This is a genomic window from Psychroserpens sp. AS72, assembly GCF_038900375.1.
Taxonomy (GTDB): Bacteria; Bacteroidota; Bacteroidia; order Flavobacteriales; family Flavobacteriaceae; genus Psychroserpens.
In genome coordinates this window covers 45,594-65,544 of sequence record NZ_JBBMRC010000008.1, presented here as the reverse complement: position 1 = coordinate 65,544, position 19,951 = coordinate 45,594, and the positions used below count along the sequence as shown (strand labels likewise).

The 19,951-nt window shown below is 31.3% G+C and carries 20 protein-coding genes; 8 read left to right on the top strand and 12 right to left on the bottom strand.

What is annotated here, in order from left to right; all coding sequences use genetic code 11:
* Positions 1–71 precede the first annotated feature (71 nt).
* Positions 72–1,961, top strand: coding sequence for a peptidase M61 (locus WNY78_RS14060; protein ID WP_342873846.1), 1,890 nt, complete (start codon positions 72–74; stop codon positions 1,959–1,961).
* 98 nt (positions 1,962–2,059) lie between these two features.
* On the opposite strand, the gene WNY78_RS14055 is transcribed toward WNY78_RS14060, so the two are convergent.
* Both WNY78_RS14055 and WNY78_RS14050 read right to left on the bottom strand, forming a co-directional pair.
* On the bottom strand, positions 2,060–3,247 hold the full coding sequence (locus tag WNY78_RS14055; protein WP_342873845.1) for a GAF domain-containing sensor histidine kinase: 1,188 nt from the start codon (positions 3,245–3,247) through the stop codon (positions 2,060–2,062).
* Positions 3,248–3,311: 64 nt separating this feature from the next.
* Entirely contained in the window at positions 3,312–4,076 is a 765-nt protein-coding gene (locus WNY78_RS14050; protein ID WP_342873844.1) for a TIGR02757 family protein, read from the bottom strand.
* A gap of 103 nt (positions 4,077–4,179) precedes the next feature.
* Between WNY78_RS14050 and WNY78_RS14045 the strand changes: the two genes are divergently transcribed.
* Together WNY78_RS14045 and WNY78_RS14040 are read left to right on the top strand one after the other, a co-directional pair.
* Entirely contained in the window at positions 4,180–4,635 is a 456-nt protein-coding gene (locus tag WNY78_RS14045; protein WP_342873843.1) for a hypothetical protein, read from the top strand.
* 17 nt (positions 4,636–4,652) lie between these two features.
* A complete protein-coding gene (locus WNY78_RS14040) occupies positions 4,653–5,024 on the top strand; it encodes a hypothetical protein (protein WP_342873842.1) in 372 nt (123 codons plus the stop codon).
* A 7-nt stretch (positions 5,025–5,031) separates the two neighbouring features.
* Here the strand turns inward: WNY78_RS14040 and WNY78_RS14035 are convergent, their stop codons facing one another.
* On the bottom strand, positions 5,032–5,694 hold the full coding sequence (locus tag WNY78_RS14035) for an ABC transporter ATP-binding protein (protein ID WP_342873841.1): 663 nt from the start codon (positions 5,692–5,694) through the stop codon (positions 5,032–5,034).
* Between the two features lie 50 nt (positions 5,695–5,744).
* A complete protein-coding gene (locus tag WNY78_RS14030; protein ID WP_342873840.1) occupies positions 5,745–8,246 on the bottom strand; it encodes a DUF5916 domain-containing protein in 2,502 nt (833 codons plus the stop codon).
* 214 nt (positions 8,247–8,460) lie between these two features.
* Here WNY78_RS14030 and folE point away from each other — a divergent pair, with 214 nt between their 5' ends.
* Genes folE through WNY78_RS14015 form a run of 3 tightly spaced genes read left to right on the top strand, consistent with a single transcriptional unit; the run spans position 8,461 to position 9,969 of the window.
* Positions 8,461–9,057, top strand: a complete 597-nt coding sequence (gene folE / locus WNY78_RS14025; RefSeq protein ID WP_342873839.1) for a GTP cyclohydrolase I FolE — start codon at positions 8,461–8,463, stop codon at positions 9,055–9,057.
* A gap of 53 nt (positions 9,058–9,110) precedes the next feature.
* Positions 9,111–9,407 carry a hypothetical protein gene (locus tag WNY78_RS14020; RefSeq protein ID WP_342873838.1) on the top strand — a complete coding sequence of 99 codons (297 nt, stop codon included), beginning with the start codon at positions 9,111–9,113 and terminating at the stop codon, positions 9,405–9,407.
* Positions 9,408–9,423: 16 nt separating this feature from the next.
* Positions 9,424–9,969 (top strand): hypothetical protein, encoded by a 546-nt coding sequence (locus tag WNY78_RS14015; RefSeq protein WP_342873837.1) that lies wholly within the window; start codon positions 9,424–9,426, stop codon positions 9,967–9,969.
* Between the two features lie 3 nt (positions 9,970–9,972).
* Here the strand turns inward: WNY78_RS14015 and WNY78_RS14010 are convergent, their stop codons facing one another.
* From WNY78_RS14010 to xerA, 8 genes are all read right to left on the bottom strand, one after another.
* Positions 9,973–10,743, bottom strand: a complete 771-nt coding sequence (locus tag WNY78_RS14010) for a CDP-alcohol phosphatidyltransferase family protein (RefSeq protein WP_342873836.1) — start codon at positions 10,741–10,743, stop codon at positions 9,973–9,975.
* A 168-nt stretch (positions 10,744–10,911) separates the two neighbouring features.
* On the bottom strand, positions 10,912–13,146 hold the full coding sequence (locus WNY78_RS14005; protein WP_342873835.1) for a TonB-dependent receptor: 2,235 nt from the start codon (positions 13,144–13,146) through the stop codon (positions 10,912–10,914).
* Positions 13,147–13,210: 64 nt separating this feature from the next.
* The gene (locus WNY78_RS14000; protein ID WP_342873834.1) at positions 13,211–13,543 is read right to left on the bottom strand and encodes a hypothetical protein; all 333 of its coding nucleotides are present in this window, start codon (positions 13,541–13,543) and stop codon (positions 13,211–13,213) included.
* Entirely contained in the window at positions 13,543–14,040 is a 498-nt protein-coding gene (locus WNY78_RS13995) for a DUF6787 family protein (RefSeq protein WP_342873833.1), read from the bottom strand. Before WNY78_RS13995 ends, WNY78_RS14000 begins: the two co-directional genes overlap by 1 nt.
* Before the next feature lie 25 nt (positions 14,041–14,065).
* Positions 14,066–14,494, bottom strand: a complete 429-nt coding sequence (locus tag WNY78_RS13990) for a DUF6146 family protein (RefSeq protein ID WP_342873832.1) — start codon at positions 14,492–14,494, stop codon at positions 14,066–14,068.
* Between the two features lie 192 nt (positions 14,495–14,686).
* Positions 14,687–15,850, bottom strand: coding sequence for a PAS domain-containing sensor histidine kinase (locus WNY78_RS13985; RefSeq protein WP_342873831.1), 1,164 nt, complete (start codon positions 15,848–15,850; stop codon positions 14,687–14,689).
* 271 nt (positions 15,851–16,121) lie between these two features.
* On the bottom strand, positions 16,122–17,255 hold the full coding sequence (locus WNY78_RS13980; protein ID WP_342873830.1) for a PAS domain-containing sensor histidine kinase: 1,134 nt from the start codon (positions 17,253–17,255) through the stop codon (positions 16,122–16,124).
* A gap of 113 nt (positions 17,256–17,368) precedes the next feature.
* The gene (gene xerA, locus WNY78_RS13975) at positions 17,369–18,277 is read right to left on the bottom strand and encodes a site-specific tyrosine recombinase/integron integrase (RefSeq protein WP_342873829.1); all 909 of its coding nucleotides are present in this window, start codon (positions 18,275–18,277) and stop codon (positions 17,369–17,371) included.
* A 251-nt stretch (positions 18,278–18,528) separates the two neighbouring features.
* Between xerA and WNY78_RS13970 the strand changes: the two genes are divergently transcribed.
* Positions 18,529–19,059 carry a porin family protein gene (locus WNY78_RS13970; protein WP_342873828.1) on the top strand — a complete coding sequence of 177 codons (531 nt, stop codon included), beginning with the start codon at positions 18,529–18,531 and terminating at the stop codon, positions 19,057–19,059.
* A 216-nt stretch (positions 19,060–19,275) separates the two neighbouring features.
* Entirely contained in the window at positions 19,276–19,875 is a 600-nt protein-coding gene (locus WNY78_RS13965; protein ID WP_342873827.1) for an OmpW family outer membrane protein, read from the top strand.
* The last annotated feature ends 76 nt before the right edge of the window (positions 19,876–19,951 follow it).

Genomic DNA, 19,951 nt, shown 5'->3' with positions numbered 1-19,951 from the left:
GCTAAAATAGTAGTAACACATTGTAGTTTTGCAAGACTAAAATTGAAAATAAAAACTAATTATTTATAACAATGAAATATATTTTATCAACTTTTGCTTTAGGTGCTTTGTTAATCTCTTGTGGAGGTTCAAAATCTACGGTAAATGATTTGGCAACTGCCAACCCAATTACAACGTCTATTAATTTATCTTCAATACAAGACGATAGAGCTCCTGTGATTATAAATCCAGGACGTTTTACTGTAGAAACTGTAACATATAGAATGCCAAAAGTAGTACAAGGAACCTACTCAATTAGCGATTTTGGTAAATACGTTGATGATTTTAAAGCCTTAGATTACAATGGAAATGAATTAGAAGTAACACGAGTAGATGATAATACATGGACGATTCTTGACGCAACAAAACTTGACAAAATTGAATATTTGGTCAATGACACTTTTGATCAGGAAGCCGTAGGAGGTATTGGTGGAGAACAACCTTTTTCTCCATCAGGAACAAATATAGAACCTGATAATTATGTATTGAATCTTCATGGTTTTATTGGGTATTTTGATTCTTTAAAAAACGCACAATACACATTAGATGTCACTGCACCAGCAAGTTTTGAGCGTACATCTGCTTTACAAACCACAAACACAAAATCTAGTAGTGATGGTACTAAAATCACGACCTCTTATTTTGCACCACGTTATTTTGATATTACAGATAACCCAATGATGTATGGTAAGTTGGATGTTGAAGAATTTATGGTAGGTGATATAAAAATTGTATTGAGTGTTTATTCTCCAAATAAAATACATACTGCAGCTAGTATGAAAGAGACTGTTTATAAAATGATGGAAGCTCAAAAAGCGTATTTAGGTGATGTGAATACAACACCTCGTTATGATATTTACTTGTATTTATCAGATGGAAGCCAAGGTGCTCCTAAAGGTTTTGGAGCTTTAGAACATCATACATCTACTGTAGTTGTATTGCCTGAACATTCTACAAAAGATCAATTAGCAGCCTCTATGGTTGATGTTGTTGCACATGAGTTTTTTCATATTGTAACACCTTTATCTGTACATTCTGAAGATGTACATTATTTTGATTATTACGAACCAACATTTTCTAAGCATTTATGGATGTATGAAGGTGTAACTGAGTACTTTGCTCAACATTTTCAAGTATATGAAGGTTTGATTGATGCTGAACTATTTTTCACTGTTATGGACCAAAAAATTAAGCGATCTATGAGAATGGATGATACTATGAGTTTTACTACAATGAGTGAAAACGTTATTGATGAGCCTTATGCATCAAATTATTTAAATGTCTATGATAAAGGAGCATTAATTGGGATGTGCATCGATATTTTAATGCGAGAAGAGAGTAATGGTAACAGAAGTATGTTATCTCTTATGAAAGAATTATCTGCTAAATATGGTAAAGAAAAACCATTTGTTGATGATAATCTTATCGCAGAAATTACTGCAATGACCTACCCATCTGTTGGTGAGTTTTTAAATACACATGTAGTTGGAACGACTCCAATTGACTATGCTAAGTTTTTTGAAAAAGTAGGAGTAGAGTATAAAAATGTAAAAGTAGAAACGTCTTACATACAAGATGGTAAGGGATTTATCTTTGATGGAGATCGTGAAAAATTGGTAATTTTCTTTTCAGAAGGTGTAAAAAACAATAGCTTTTGGGCAGATCAAGGTGTTTTACCAGGTGATGTTATCAAAACAATAAATGGAGAAGCGTTAACTGTTGTAAATGCTCAGGCTATGCTTGGTGCAATGTATCAATGGGAACCAGGACAAGAGATTAATGTTGTACTAGATAGAGATGGGAAAGATATCGTTGTAATAACAACATTGACACAATCCTATACAATGGTTATAAAATTAGTAGAAGCAGACAATGCAACAGCTAAACAGGAAGAACTTAGAAAAGCTTGGTTAAAGGGCTAATTAAAAATTGAAACGTATTTAAAAAGCCGATAGGCATTAATGTTTATCGGCTTTTTTATTATCAGAGATTTATTCGTTTTCTAAAATGTACAGTTTATTTATTTGGCAAGTATAAAAGAAAACGTGCTTCCTTTTCCTTCGGTTGATTCTACTGAAATGTCTCCACCCAATTTCTCAACTAAATCTTTTACAGTACTTAAACCAATACCAGTACTCGATTTTCCGAAGTCATTTTTAACTGTTTTAAAGATTTCAAAAATGTAAGCTTGTTTATCTTTTGGGATACCAATGCCATTATCTTTTACACTAAATTGATGTTTAAACAAATTTGATGTGTACGTAATTTCAACTAAACGTTTTGGTTTATCGTTATATTTTAAAGCGTTATCAACGAGATTAATTAAAATTTGTGACAATGCAGCTTTATTGATATTATTAACGGTTAGACCTTTTGGAAACTTCAATTCGTCTGTTTTAGAAATGAGAATCAGTTTAATATCTTCGGAAAGATCATCAAGATTAACATCCTCTCTTTTTGATTTTAATAATTCATCTGCTTTATAGTGCAATAAAATACCATCAATGTAATCATTAAGTATCGTTGTAGACTCTTCGATGTAACTGATATATTCTTTAGATTCATCAGAGAAATTGTTTTTGTTTTCATCTCGAATCAAACCCGTTAACGAGATAATATTTGCTAAAGGTGATTTTAAATCATGAGAGACATGACTTGCAAATGAGTTTAATTTATCATTTCGCTTTTCTAATTCTTGCTTCGCTTTTTCGAGTATTTCATTTTTCGTCCGAAGTTCAAAAAGATTAACCACTTGTTGACTTAAAATTTTTAAGGCATCAATTTGGTTAGTGGTAAGAACTCTAGGCTTATGATCAAAAACACAAAGGCTTCCAAGTTGATAGCCATCAGGATTAACCAAAGGCATACCAGCATAAAAGATTGCATTAAAGTCTTTAATTAAAGGATTATCTATAAAACGCTCATCTAAACGAGCATCTGGAATTATTAATATGTCATCTTGTAAAATAGCATGTCCGCAAAAAGAGATGTCTCTAGGTGATTCACTAAAAGGGATTCCAAAATGTGATTTAAAGAAGTTTCGGTTTTCATCTAAAACGGTAATTAATGAAATAGGAACGTCACAAATACTCGCAATTAATTTTGTGATATTATCATAATCACTTTCTGGAAGTGTATCTAAAATACTATAGGATTTTACTGCTTCTAAACGCTGTAGCTCATTTGTTGGTAATTTTGGGCTTTGCATATAATTAATTTATTGATTTGAGTGAATATATTTACGTAAAAAAAAAATAGTTGGTTTTATAAATTTAAAATCCTTCAAAAACGCCTAATCCAAATAGCGCAAAATCATATTTTACAGGATCTTTAGGATCTAGTTTCCGTAAAGCAGTATCGAGTTCAAATAGTGCTTTACCATCATTTTGTTTGCGTTTTAAGAGTTTTAATTTTCTAGCCACATTTCCGGAGTGCACATCTAAAGGACACGATAAAAGGGCAGGAGAGATGCTTTTCCAGATCCCAAAATCTACACCATTATTATCCTGTCTTACCATCCAACGTAAATACATATTGATGCGTTTTGCTGCGGAATTTTTAAGCGGATCACTCACATGTTTTTTTGTGCGTTCTAAATGATCAATCTCAAAAAAGATGTTTTTGAAATTGTGGATAGCGTGCTGAAAGTTTTGTGCTTCAGAACTATTTGAAAACAGAGCTTCTAATCCGTTATGATTTGTATAAATATGTTTTAAACTTTTAATAAACTGAATAAAATCGTTGCCATTAAAGGTTCTATGAACAAAAGGTAGCAGTTTTTCTAAGTCACTATCTTCATGATTTAAAATGAAATCGTGAGGCGATTGATCGAGAAAGTTCATCATTTTATTAGCATTATTGATGATGCTTTTACGATTTCCCCAAGCAATGGTAGCCGTTAAGAATCCTGAAATTTCAATGTCTTCCTTTTTAGAAAATTGATGCGGAATTTGAATAGGATCACTCTCAATAAATCTAGGATGATTGTATTGCTCTACTTTAGAGTCTAGAAATTCTTTTAGGTCTTTTTTGTTCAAATGGTTTTAGGTTTTTATTATTAAAATTAAGTTTCTTTATACTATGAAACAAAATCCATAATTACTGAAAATTCTAGTATTTTTGTCACATAAACTAATTTTTATGAAATCTTTAATATACGTATTTGCTTTTACATTTTTAATGTTGTTCTCTTGTGAGCGCGTCAAAAATAAAACCCAAGAAACCATAAATGCTGGAGGAGAAGTCGTTGGTAAATCGGCAACTGAGTTTGTTGAAGGTATATCTGAAGGGATCGATAAAACCCTTGAAGCTAAAGTTAAATTATCTCCAAGTTTAATAGAAAATGGTTTGTCTACAGGGAAGTTTGAGATTACAGATAATCCATTAGGTGGAACTAATAACTTACTGACCTTATATCTTATTTTTGATAAAGATTACGACGGAATTCTTCGTGTAAAAGTATTTGACAAAAACGGACTAGAAACAGGACGTGCTAAATTAGAGGTCAAAGAAATTAAAGGCAATGCCAATTATTTTGATTTTACGTTTGGAGATCGTGTTAAGATTGAGGCTAGGAGTTTGATTGTTGTGGAGTAAGTTTTTAAATTTGATACATGAAGAAAATAACTGTTTTATGTTTCATTTTATTAGTAACCATAGTTGGTTATAGTCAAGAAAAACAAATAGATCAAAGTAAATCTTTTGAGAATGTTCTACTAGCTATTAAAACGGATTCTATTCTGTTATTTAAAAAATCATTTAGCAGGACTGTCAATAAAAATATTGATGATAATGATTTTTGGAATACTAAATTTAATGAAGTGAAAAAACTATTTCAAAAGAAATTAGGTGATTACAATTTAAATTTATTCACATATCACTTTATTGATTATTATGACAAACTTGTAGTTTACTATAATAAAGAAGAGGTCTTTGATATAGATATTATTTATGAAGATGGATTGTGGAAATTACTTTTAAAATAAATAAAAATTACCCAACAATCTTCCCATCAACCATCGTCAATTTTCGGTCTGCCATATCTGCTAATTCGTCGTTATGAGTAACGATAACAAAGGTTTGACCAAATTCATCACGTAGTTTAAAAAAGAGGTTGTGAAGGTTTTCGGCAGCTTCACTGTCTAGATTTCCTGATGGTTCATCGGCAAAAATCAAACTAGGATTGTTTACTAAAGCTCTAGCCACTGCAACGCGTTGTTGTTCACCTCCTGATAATTCATTTGGTTTATGATGGTATCGATGCGATAATCCCAAAAAGTCTAATAATTCTTTAGCTCGAGTTTCGGCTTGCGATTGCGATTTTCCGAAGATAAACGCAGGAATACAAACATTTTCTAAAGCGGTAAACTCTGGTAATAATTGGTGAAACTGAAATATAAAACCAATATGCTCATTTCTAAATTTTGCTAAAGCTTTATCTCCTAATTTTGGAATAGACACATCATTAATCACCAGCTCACTAGAGCTGTTTTTCTCAATTTGATCTAAGGTTCCAATGATTTGTAGTAAGGTTGTTTTTCCAGCTCCAGAAGCACCAACAATAGATACAACTTCACCTTTTGCAATATTTAAATCGACACCTTTTAAAACGTGTAAATCACCGTAATATTTATGAATGTTTTTTGCTTTAATCATCTAGTAGAAATGAATTTCGAAATTACTACTTTAATCTGAATTAACGTAATTTATAAAAACCGAGATTGTCTCTGATGATTTTGAGACAGACTACTTAGTTTATCAACATTTTTGTCTCTCTTTTTAAAGATGCCTTTGACATTATTATAATCAATAAAATATTGAAGTCTTAATGAAAACGAATGTAAAATAGGTTGCTCAAAAAGGGTGTTTAAACTTTCATTATAACGTCGTAATGCTTCTCTATCACTATTAAATAATTGATTTCTATATAATGCAGTTAAAAAACTTCCTGGTGCAAATTGCCAAGTGTAGTTTAAATCTAAATTCCATGTGCTGAAGTTAACATTAGAACTATCTAAGCCTAAACTGTCATAAGTGTTACCTGTGTTTTGGAGCTGGCCGTTTTCCTCTAAAAAATAAACCTCATCATCATAATCAACGGTAGACCAATAGTTTCTAAATGTCAAACCTAAGGCATGAAACGGATTAAAATTATAAGTTCCTCTCACTTGATTTACAACTGTAGTTTGGTCACGTTGTCCAAATACTATTTCGTCATCTAAACTGTTGGAATTATTAGCATAACCTCTGTCTTTATACACTTTGTTGATGTCAAAAGAGTAGATCACTAAAAACTTATCGCTAATTCTAACTCTTGGGTCTATGCCAATCCAATATTCTTTAGTGTTTCTGCCATCTTCAAAAAATAAAACACCTCCAACATTGATGTCATAAGCAAATACTTTATTGTAATTTGAAGAAAAATAAACACTACCATTCATACGATTTTCATAAACGAAAAAACGGTTGTCTTGTCTGGCTTCAAAATAATCGTATTGCTTTCCTGCAAGAAGATTTAAACTACCACCAAAACCGTGGAGTTTTTCTTTTAGCTGAAAGTTCATGTTACCACCAAATCCAAATCCAGTAAACTCACCTGGATCTGCTAATCTTGTGTAGTTAATGTAGGTGCTCCAACTCCTACTGATGAAATTTTTAGTAGGTTCAAAAATTCTGTGGCTAAAATCAACTCCAAAATTATTGTAATTATTTCTATTTAGAAGTCCTAAATCATTGATGTCATATTTGGTATCTGCATAACTATGATCAAAACTATACCTATAATTTCCATGAGTTTTTCCAACATAAGCAAACGTGCTATATCCAGATGTCGTGCCTTCTAAATGGTTAACATGACTCATTTTAGCTTGACCATATATGTTGTATGTATTTTTTTTATTTGTGATATCAGCAATTAATGCAGTCACATTTGCATCTCTAAAATGGCCATCTCTAGTCACATTTGTATTTACTAAACTTATAGATGAGTTTTGATTAAATTGTTGATCTAAAACCAAAATATTATAATTTGATAATGGTTCTATCAATTGTTCTCTAGATACTCCAGTAATTGTATCTCTAGATGTAGCGAATGTTTTTTCTGTAATGGCATTAAAAAATCCAATTCCTAGGCCTTTTTTTGTTCGTCCAGAAACTTTAGCAGCATTTAGTACTTTAACCGTGTTTGGTCGTTCTGTTGTAACTTCATTTTCATTGAGTGATACGCTTCCTGATGGTCTGCTACCAACACGTCTGGAGAAAAATAGATTTCCTTTACTAAAGAGATCTACACCTTCTGTAAAAAACTGACGTTGCTCAGAGAAGGTTTGTTCAAAAGGTCCTAAGTTTAATGATAGGTTATCAAAACCTGCTTGGCTAAAATCTGGAACCAAAGTCATATCCAACGTAAAATTCTCTGTAATCCCGTATTTAACATCTAAACCAAATTTTAAATCGGTTTCTGTGTTTCCATCAAAACTATTTATGATTCCAGTAGAAAACGGATAAAAAGATAATCGAGTAGGAGGTTCTATGTTTTCAATACCTGTGAGTTCTCCATGATACAAACCAATATTTCCTTTGGTGATATCTATGGGATTCCATGTGTATTGAGAACGATAACGTCTAAATTGTCTGTGAAATTGAATTCCCCAAGTTTGTACTTCTTGGTTAGAAAAACGCAAACAACGATAAGGGATTTCCATCTCTACAACCCAACCATCATCATTAATTTTCACTTTACTATCCCAAACTGCATTCCATCCAAAATCTTCTCCATTACTTGGGTTTGATACAGCATCTGCTTGTGTTCCAGAGCTAAATACAAAAAACTCGGTATCGTTTTGAGAATCGTTGTTTGGGTTGAGTATGAGTCCGAAAAAATCTGATTGTCCAAAATCATCTCTACTCGTTAATTGCCTCATTATTTTTGATGGATCATCATATAAATATGCAGCAACGTAAATCGCTTTATCATCATAAGTCATTTTTATAACTGTACGATTTTCTAAAGAATCCTTAACTCCAGCATCTGGTCTAAACTGTGTAAACCCTTTGGCTTCTTGAGCAGTTTGCCAAACAGCATCATCTAAAATGCCATCTATTTTTGGAGGTGTTGTGGTTCGTTCTATTTGTAATTGCTTCTTTTCTTGTGCATAAGATAATGTGCATAGTAAAAAAAAGGCAGCAAAGAATGATTGAAAATTCATTGATTTATTGATTGATGATTAGTGTCTTATTCTAATAAAGACACCAAAAAATTTAGCGTGTTACAGTCAGGTGTTACAAATCTAATTATGAAAGGGCTTAATTTTCATAAACAAACGTTAAAATGAATGTTATTGTTATGGTTTAGTCCATATGAGTGTAAGTTTTGTGTGATTTTTTTTACTTACTTTTATTAATTATAAATTCTAATAGACGATGCCATATAAAAATTTTGAAGAATATAACATGCAAGTCACAGACGATGTGAAAAAGCGTTACCAGCAAATTATTGAAGATTTGGGAGAAGATACAAAGCGAGAAGGCTTGTTGAAAACTCCAGAACGTGCCTCAAAAGCAATGCAGTTTTTAACTCAAGGTTACAATCAAGATGCTGCCAAAATTTTAAAAGGAGCCATGTTTAAGGAATCCTATAACGATATGGTAATTGTTAAAGATATTGAGTTGTATTCGCTTTGTGAGCATCATATTCTTCCTTTCTTCGGAAAAGCGCACATTGCATATATTCCTAACGGACATATTGTAGGTTTAAGTAAGCTACCAAGAATTGTAGATGTTTTTGCTCGCAGACTCCAAGTACAAGAACGATTGACGCATCAAATTTTAGATTGTATTAATGATACGCTAAAACCTGCAGGAGTTGCAGTCGTTATTGAAGCTTCTCATATGTGCATGATGATGCGAGGTGTTCAAAAACAGAACTCTGTAACTACTACATCAGGATTTAGAGGTGCTTTTGAAAACATAGAAACTAGAACCGAATTTTTAAATCTTATCAACGCTAAGTTGTCATAGTTTCAATTTTGGAATGTTTTTTGCTTTATAGTTAATAAATTACAATACAATTTATGACATTAGAGAACACATCAAAAACAAAAAAATTAGCATTTAGTATCTTATTTGACGCTTTAGGTTATGTTTCATTTATTTTCCCACCATTTGATTTTGTTTGGGCACCAGCATCTGCTTGGTTAATGACCAAACTTTATAAAGGTAGAAAAGGAAAAATAGCTGCAACTATCTCATTCGTTGAGGAAGCTTTACCATTTTTTGACGTTATCCCAACATTTACACTTATGTGGTTATATACATTTGTTTTTTCTTCGGAAAAGGTAACGGAAGAGACTATTATTGATGTTAGTTAAATCATTAATCATTTGAATGAATATTAAACCATTAATCTTTATTATTTTATTTTTGAGTTTACAGTGTTATTCTCAGCACTCAGAAAGATTAATAAATCTAACGTCTAATTTAAAGCCATCAGATACTATTCATATTGACTTAAAGTATAGCAATGGAAACCAAAAAGAGATTGGTACTGTCTATGAATATGAATTTGGCGATTATATTTATTCTTATTACTCAGGAAAACGGATAGAATATTATAGAGATGGATCTATTGCTGTAGAGCATAAATATGATGATTTCGGAATTTTACTTTCTTGTAAATATTATTATGGTGATGGTAATTTATGGTTTGAGACTCAAACACTAAAAATTGATTCAAATGCTATAGATTTGAAATCGTTTTTTGAGAAAGAAAAGCACTTGACTATAACTGTTAAAGACAGTGATTTTAGATATGACAATGTGAAATGTGATTATTATCTAAAAAAAGAAGGTCAGAGAATTAATGGTAAAAAAGTTGGTATTTGGAAAACATATAATACAGATGGAAGTATTAAAAAAGTGAGCTCATACTAAAAATTACTTTCCATAAAACCCCTTCCTAATCCAAACAAATACAAAGATCATCATTGAATACCCAATAAAAAACGGGATGATATAATCCTTCCATCCTAAGACCAAAAAGATTGCAATAAGTAATAGTTGAAATCCTAACCCGAAAGTAGAAATAGCAGTCATGAGCCAATTGGGTGTTATTTTTCCTCTGGATGCATTCTTGTCTAGAGCGTAAATAGCGTTGTCAAAGTTTCCGTAGAGAATTTTATAAAGTCTAAATAGAATATTGACATGACTTTGTTTTTCACCTTCTAAAGCTTGAGGTGTTTTGTTTTCAAAAACTCTGCTTGTCGTATCACCATCAAACTGATTTCTTAAAATCACATAGTAGTAATTGTACAACGTGCCTTGAAGTTGTAAACCAATAAACGCCAAAATAGTCATCCATAAATGCAAATCGGTAATATACCAAACAGCCATTAAAATAATAGCATTCAAAATAATATCTGCAACCGAGTCTAAATAACGTCCTACATACGAAGGTGTCTCTTTTATTCTCGCCAATTCACCATCTGCAGCATCTAAAATAGATTTGAAAATTAAAAAGAAAGCAGCGAGCCAGAAATAACCTAAAAGTATACAAGCAACTCCAATTAATCCAGAAATGATAAATGCAATAGTAACGTGAATAGGAGTGAAGCTAGTGTTTTTTAATGATTTAGCGATACGTTTAGCTATAGGTCTTCCATAATCTGAAAGATCAATGAATTTATGCGCTTTGGGTAATTTTGACATGTTTAATCATGAAGACAATAGTGCTGTGGAATATACCAAGTGAGTATTCAAAAAAAGATTCTTCTAATTCTGTTTTGTAAAGATAAGGTTAATAGAATGTTTAATAACACAATCTAAAACACAAAAAATCCCACTAGTTAGTGGGATTTTTTTATAAGTCAAAAAGAATTACAACGTATAATTCAATCCAAAACTAATATTGCGTCCCATATTTAAAATACCATCGGCTTTTAATCTCGATAAATGATTAATGTATTTCTCATCTGTAATATTAGTTGCAGATACAGAAACCTCTAAATCATTTTTAAAGACTTTAATCGTGCCACCAAAACCAGCACTTAATAGATTATAAGCAGCAGTAGGCGTTTCAAAAGCACTCACATTATTTTGATTAAATGTTGAGCTGTACTTTACAAAAGCATAACCTTGCTTAAACCATTCTTTTTCAAATTCAACACGTAGTGTATTGTGTAATGAGTTTGCAGGAATTAATGGTAAATAACTATCATCTTCTAATTGTCCTGTAACGGTTTCAAAGCTCGTTTCAACATGTAACCAATCTAGTGGATGTGGATGGAAATGAAATCCAAATTCTCCACCATACAATCTCGCATTATCTTGTAGATAAACATACACAGGATCTTCATTAATAAAGTTACCATCAGGACTTAAAAAAATATAATCGTTTATGCTATTATAAAAAGCATTAGCGAAAATCTCGACGTGTTCATTTTTATACTCTAAAGCTAAATCAACTTGAAGATTTTGTTCGTTGTTTAAATCTAAGTTTCCAATTTCATAACGGTTGGTTCCTTCGTGTGTTCCGTCTGATGCTAATTCTGCTAAATTTGGTGCTCTAAATCCGCTAGCCAAATTTAAACGTGCTGTCACATTTTTGAAGAGATTTGTTTTCATTCCGAAGGCACCATTAAAGCTATTAAAATCTTTATTAATGCGATCATTTATAGTAATAGACCTATTGTCAAATCGTGCGCCTAATTGTATGTCAATAGTTTCAAAATGAATGTGAGATGTTGCTAAAACACCAATATCATTTGTAGTAGCATTTGGTATTAACAACTCTTCACCATAATTTGTATTAACTTGGTTCATTCCTTGTACACCAACAATAGTCTCAAATTTACCAATATGTGGAAGATGATATTTTGCATCATAATTAAACGTTTTTAACTTCATATGAAGTGCTGCAGCTTCGTCTTCTTCATGTACTTCCTCTTCATGATCGTCGTCTTCATGTTCATCTTCATCACCATGATGATGATCTTCAAATTCCTTTCTGTCATTATACAAATAACCAATCGTTAGGTCTAAACTAGAATTGTTAAAAAACACTGTAGATTTTGAACTAAAAATATGATTTGTCAATTCCTGAAAGGGCTCAAGAGGAGTTCTATTTGTATTTTGATCGCCAATGTCTTCTGGAATTCCTAATTTAGATTGGTTGATATTGTAGCGTAATTCGGTTTTAAATTTATTTTTTTGATATCCAATACCTGCTTTAAAATCTTGTTCTCTAAAACGCGTATTTGTCACTCTGTAATCTTGAGTTTCATAATCTGAATGCTCTGAAACACTTCCTCTAAAAATGTATTTAAAATCTGATCCAGACGATTTATAACCAGCACTAGTATTGTAACCTTGCGTGTTTGTAAAATAGGTGGCTCTTATGTTTCCTTCGGAAGAATTTTCTGCAGAAAAACGTTCAGGATTTAAATACAAAACACCTCCTAAAGCATCACTACCATAGAGTAGGGAAGCAGGTCCTTTGATCACTTCAACGCTTTCAACTCCTGCATCGTTGAGTCCTAAACCATGTTCATCTCCAAATTGCTGATTTTCTAATCGCACGCCTTGTGCATACACCAAAACACGATTAGAACTCAAACCTCTAATTACAGGTTTACCAATGCTCAAACCTGTGCTCACGCTAGAAACTCCTGCGATGTTTGTAATACCTTCGGAAATGTTTACAGCTCCACTTGCTTTCATTTCTTTAATACTTTGTCGCTCCACTTTCATCACGTTTTCACTCTGAAGTTTATGAAAAGGTGTTGAAATAATAATCTGCTCCATTTCAATAGCAGACGGATTTAATTGAATGATTAAAGGTTCTGACACTGGAAATGAAATCGTTTTAGCAAACGTTTCATAACCAACAAACGAAATGACGAGTTTATGATTTCCGGAGGGAATATTATCAATAGAAAATTCTCCATTTTCATTAGAATTTGTGCCTTTTTCTAACTGCGGAAAATAGATATTTACAAAAGCTAGGCTTTCATTTGTTTGAGCATCTGTAATGTTACCTGTTAATGTATGTTGTGCAAAAAGTGGTTGCATTGCCAGTATACCTAGCAATACAAAGTATGTTAAATTTTTCATTTGTATAATTTATAGTTAATAATAAAAACTGCCTATGTGGTTTTTACCAACAGACACTGTGTATTTAACTATAAATTGGAGGACCTCGAAGTGAGAATTGAAGTCTTTGATAATCACTTAGAAATTGATATTGAGATGCTGTTATTTGTTTGATTTTTATAGGAATGTATAATTCATAATTCTCTATAGAAAACGTGTAATGATTTGTAATTTTGAAATTGTAGAAACTACAGTCGGCATCTAAATTGTGTAGATGTGTTTGAGAATAATCTGTACATACGTCATGGTTATGATGACTAAAAGCATGTGTAAATTTTACAACAGTTGGCAATGCTAACGCTACAATTAAAATGAGTGTTGCAATGCTGTAAGTTATATGTTGTTTGTGTTGTTGCATTAATCTAAAAATCGACCGAGTCCAAAACGTCTTAGCATTTTCTTTTCAAATTCCCAGAAAAATTTAAACTGGCCAAAAAGCCAACCAAAACTAACTAAAAGTATTTGATAGAAAATAAGTCCAATGATAATAAATAATACCCAATACAGAATAGGGTTTAAGTTTTCTTTAGTAATTCCTATGGCTCTAATAATTGGTTTACCTACAAATAAGGAAGAGGATCCTGTTACTGCAAAGACTATAAATATTCTAATGATTTCCCAACGAAAGTCTACAACCCATTTATTTTCTAATTTTTTAAAAATAAATAAAACGAGTTTTAAAAGTGCAATAAAAACAATTACTGCAAGGATAATAGTTGCAATAATATGGTATGTTTTTGTAAAGATGAGCGCGAGTTTATAACTACTGTAGCCCAAACCTATAAACCCAAGTAATGGAAATAGTAATTGCCAATTATGTTGAATCTCCCAATTCTTTTTAAATCCTTTTAACATAGAGTAATTTCTCTGCAAAGATAATTTAAATTCTAGGAACAAATGAGGATAATCGTTGCTTATAGGTTAATTGAAAGTAAGTAAAATAGTTAAATAGTTTATAATTAACATCGTAGCCATAATCTATATTAGGATTATAATCTATTCGTAATTCGTAAAGATTAGGATCATATTTTTGTGGCTGTAAAACTCTATTGTTCCATTCTATAACATTAACAGCGTTTCTAGCTTCCATATAGGATTGAGAATAATAGCCTTCTGGTCTAGCCATAGATGCTAGCCATGTATTAAATCCAGGTTCTATAATGGTGATTTCATATTCTATATCATCGTTTGCTATTCGTACAATATCTTCTTCAGGAACGTTTGTTAAATCGGTTTCTGAAGCTGATTGATAAGAGCCACAACTTACAAGAAGTAGTGTTAAGATAAAAAGTTGAGTAATACGTTTCATTGTGCTATTTATGTTTTAAAGTTACAAAAATCATTCCGAAGCAAAAGGGATCAAAATCATTTCTTTGTTATGAATACCTCAAAAGTATAGCGAAAGTAATAGATAGTAAAACTACAATGAGTGAATGCTACGTATCAATGAGTAACGTGTCAATTTAGGATTAGTTGACACCAAAAACCTATGTTATATAAACTAGAGGGCTAACTGTTTTTTAAATGTGAGGATAAACGTTGTGCCTTCATTTAAAGTACTTTCAACATCAATTGTTCCTCCAAGAGTCTCCATTTGAGTTTTAGTAATGTACAATCCTACACCACGAGAATCTTCTCTCTTAGTACCATGAAACGTTTGGTAGATCTCAAAAAGCTGATTTTTGTATTTATTGATATCAATTCCTATTCCATTATCTGAAACCAAAATTTTGAGTTCATTTTTAGTATGAACAGATTGTAACATCACTTTAGAGCTACGATTGTCTGCTCTGTATTTGATTCCATTTAAAATTAAGTTATAAAGAATACTTTCTAAGTAAGATCTATTAACATTAATAAAATCATCTTTCCTAAGAGAATTGTAAATAGCAATTTCATTATGAGAAATATCCATTTCTAAGCTATTGATCACCTTTTCGGCACAATTGTAAAGATTAATACGTTCATTAAGCTCTTTAGAATTTGATTTAGATTTTATACTTATAATGTCATCTAAATCTATAATTGTTGTGGTAAGTGCTCCGGAAATCGTCTTAAGATGATCTACAAGTTCTATTTTTTCTACTTCGGAATGAGCTTCGTCATAAAACTCTAATATATTTTTGAAATTTCCTATATGAGTCTTCAGGTTGTGAGATACAATATGTGTGAAATTATGTAATCTTTCATTTTGACTGGTGATGAGTTGAAGATATCTTTCCGACTGTTCTTCTTTTTTCTTTCTGTAAGTTATATCGGTATGTGTACCAATAATTCGAGTTGGTTTTCCTTTAGAATCTCTTTCAACGACTTTTCCTTTATCTAAAATCCATTTGTAATTACCATCACGACAGAGAATACGATGTTCGTTTCTATAAACTTCTAATGACCCATTTACATGTGCATTAAAATCGTTAAAATAAGTTTCAGAATCATCTGGATGTACTCTGCGATTCCACTCAGTTGGAGAATTTGTTAGGTCATGTTCTTTAAAACCAAGAATCATTTTTGACTCTTTAGAGTAAAAAACTTCATTATTAATGACGTCATAATCCCAAAGACCAACGTTAGTATTTTCTAGGGCAATTTGCCATCTCTTATCATTAATAGAAGCTTTGTTCTCAATGTTATTTTGAGAGTTTAGTTCTTTTGTTTTCCAAAACATGTCGTAGGCTTTTTTATTAAGACACTTCTTTTTTAATGCCGTCACCTTATAACTTGTAAAAATATGGTTTATTTTCTAGGATGAAGATTTAGAAAGACTTTTTTTGATCAAATCCTATAAAACATTAAAAATTACATTTTATAAAACACTCAATAATAAGTGCTTAAAATGTTATGTGACATTATAGGTAGATATGATTCTGGTAGGAGTAAATAATTAATTTTTAAAATTTCCGAAGAAAAAAAATATAAAAAACACATTATTTTTGATGTTAATTGGTAGCAACGATTTTAAATGTTGTCCCTTTTCCTAATTCGCTTTCTACTTTAATTTGACCATTAAAACTTTCTATTTGATTTTTGATAAGATATAAGCCTACACCTTCTGAGTCTGTATTAGGATGAAACGTTTTATAAAGTCCAAAAATGTCTTTTCCAAATTTATCGAGATCAATTCCTGTACCATTATCAGAGACACTTAATTCAATCGTTTTATGGTCAAACCTGCTGTCAATATTTATGATTGGATCTCTATCTGGATGCTTATATTTTAAAGCATTGGTGAGTAGATTTTGAACTATACTTTCAAAATAGGATTTATTGTATTTAATATATAATTTTTCGTTGACGTTATTGTTGATTGTAGCATTAGATTTTTTTATTACAAAATCTAACATATTTAAAATTCGATCAACTTCTTTAGCGATGTATATTTTTTCTATACGTTTATTCTTGTTGGTTTGTACAGATACAATATTACTTAAATCACTTATTGTTTTACTCAATGAATTTGAGAGTGTAAGCATGTGATTAAAGATGTCATTTTTTTCATTCTCATCGGTTTCTTCTTGATAAAAGTCTAGAAGAATTTCGAGATTACCTGTGTGTTGTTTAAGATTATGGGTTACAATATGTGCGAAATTTTTAAGTCGGTTATTTTGTTTTGAAGCAATGGAAAGAGCGTTATTAATTTTCTTCTCATTATTTTTAAGTTCTGTAATGTCTGTATGAGTCCCTATTACTCTTTTGCATTTACCATTGTTTGTCCACTCAACGATTTTTCCTCGATCTCTAATCCATTTGTATTTACCGTTTTCACATCTTACTCTATGAACATTTTCATACATTGTTTTGTGACCATTGAGGTGGTCTTGAAAATCTTGAAAATATTTAATTTTATCATCTGGATGTACACGATTATTCCAGTCTTGAGGATCTTTACCAAAATCGGGATTTGTAACGCCTATTATTTGCATGGAGCCTTCAGAGAAGTATACTTGGTTTTCTTCGGCATTGTATTCCCAAACACCTATGCTTGAGAATTCTAGAGCAAGTTTAGATTTATAGACCTCTTTGAAGTCTGGATTTTTAGAACCATTTAGAAGTCCCATATTAAAAAAAGCCATAACGATATATTTAAGAATATCGTTAGGGACTTCAATTCTTGGTTAACAAAATGTTAGTTAGAGGATTAAATGTAGTTATTTACCTTTAAAGAAGCAAATTATATAGGATTTTTCTATCGCCTTGGGTGAAATTCCATAAGCGCATCTTTAAGATGAGATCTATCAACGTGCATGTAAATCTCAGTTGTGGTAATGCTTTCATGACCAAGCATAAGCTGTATAGCTCTTAAATCGGCACCATTTTCTAAGAGATGTGTAGCAAAAGAGTGTCTAAAGGTGTGTGGAGAAATGATTTTATTTAAATTAATTGCTTTTGCAAGATCTTTTATAATAGTAAAAATCATAGCTCTTGTTAATTGTTTACCTCTATTATTTAAAAACAGAGTGTCTTTATATTCTGGATGAATAGTAATATGTGTTCTTATGTCTTTCCATATATTAATATACTTTTGAGTATTTAAACCAATTGGTACAAAGCGTTGTTTGTCTCCTTTACCAGTTACCTTTATAAATCCTTCATCAAAAAACAAATCTGAAATCTTCAAATTAGTAAGTTCACTAACTCGAAGTCCGCAGCTATAAAGTGTTTCTAATATGGCTCTATTGCGTTCTCCAATTTTAACACCATTATATTCTTTAGTTAAATCAATAGCGCTAATAAGGGCATCAATATCATCAATAGATAGTGTGTCTGGTAATTTTCTACCAATTTTTGGGGACTCAATTTGATCTAAGGGGTTTGTTTTACGGTAATCTTCAAAAACCAGATAATTAAAAAAACTACGTAAGCCAGAGATAAGTCGGGATTGAGATCTAGAATTTAATTGTTTTGAAACATGGTAAACAAAAGCTTGAACTTGTTCGTGATCTATATGAATAGGAGAGACCGAAATGTCATTAGTATCAAGATAGCTAATTAATTTTTCAACATCTAACTCATAGTTTAAGATGGAGTTACTAGATAAGCCTCTTTCAATCTTAAGGTAGTATTTATAATCGTTAAGAGCATTTTGCCATTTCATATATAGAACCAATTAAAGGTCGCAATGTTTTTTGATAAAAATAAGTAAATAACTGGCAATTTTATAGTAATAAAAGCTAGAATTGGAGCATTTAAGAGCAATTTAATGTTAATAACTTTGTTTTTTACACTACTGAAAACATGGTGATTACAGAGTAATGTTCATAAAATTGTTAATAACATATAAAAATATGTTGATAGTCTGAAAAAAAAGCGTTTAGTTTGTACTAATCAATTTTAAAACTTTTTATTATGAAAAAATTAATGTTATTAGCTGCCGTGGCAGTATTTGGATTATCGAGCGCGAATGCTCAAGAAGTTGCTTTTGGAGCATTGGGTGGTTTATCTATTCAGTCGTTAAGTGTTGATCTAGGTGGAGGTTTAGATGCTACAGATTCTGAAACTGGTTTCCACATTGGTGCTTTTGCTGATATTGGAATTTCTGATGAATTTAGTGTACAACCTGAATTGACTTATTCTATTGCAGGAGATTTCTCTATGTTTAGCGTTAATGCTATTGCTAAGTATTCTGTTTCTGAGGAGTTTAATATTCAATTAGGACCTCAAGTAGGTTTTGCAGGTGGAGATGCTTTTGATGCTTTAGGAGATGATGATATTACTTCTTTAAATTTGCAACTAGCTGCAGGTGCTGGTTACGATATTAATGAGAATATTTTTGTTCAAGCACGTTACGGTTTTCAATTAAATGATCACTATACAGGTGATGGTGATTTTAGCTGGCAAGTTAATACTATTAGCTTAGGTGTTGGATATAAATTCTAAACTAATTATAGTATACAATAGAAGAAGGAAACCTAACAGTTTCCTTTTTTATGCGTAAAAAACGACATTATACCGTTGAAAAGCATAATATTATCGATTAAAAGCTAAAATTAAGTGAAATTTTTCTTGCATAGTATTATGATTAGGTATATTTTTGCCGACCAATTAAAATATTAAATCTCAAATTAATTAAACTTAAAATTAAACTTTATTATTATGAAAAAATTATTACTTATGGCTGCAGTAGCAGTTTTCGGATTTTCAAATGTAAATGCTCAAGATGAAAACACAACAGGTGGTTTCGCAGAAGGAGATGTTTATGTTTCAGGTACAGTTGGATTTACTAGCCAATCTCAAGATGAAGCTAAAACTAACAATTTATCTTTCTCTCCAACAGTTGGTTACTTTATCAGTGAAAACATTGCATTAGAATTTAACTTATTAGTTGGTTCTTCTAAACAAGAATTTGGTGGAGCAGAAGATAAGCAGTCTCAATTTGGTGCTGGTTTAGGTGCAACTTATTTCTTTACACCATCTGAACAATTTTCATTCACTTTAGGTGCTGGAGTTGCTTACGTAAGCTCTAAAGAAGAAGAAGCTGGATTTGACGATGATTACAAAGTAAACACTTTAGGTTTTGCTGTTGCTCCAGGTGTTAACTATTTCGTATCTGATTGTATCGCTTTAAGAGCGTCAATTGGTGCATTATCTTACACGAGCTCTAAAGCTGACGTAGATGGAGCTGAAGCTCTTAATACATTCGCATTAAACTTAGATTTATCTGATATCAACTTTGGTATTACTTACAAATTCTAATTATTAGAATTCATAAAATTTTTAAAAACCGAAGCATAACCGCTTCGGTTTTTTTATGCCCAAATTTTAATATCTT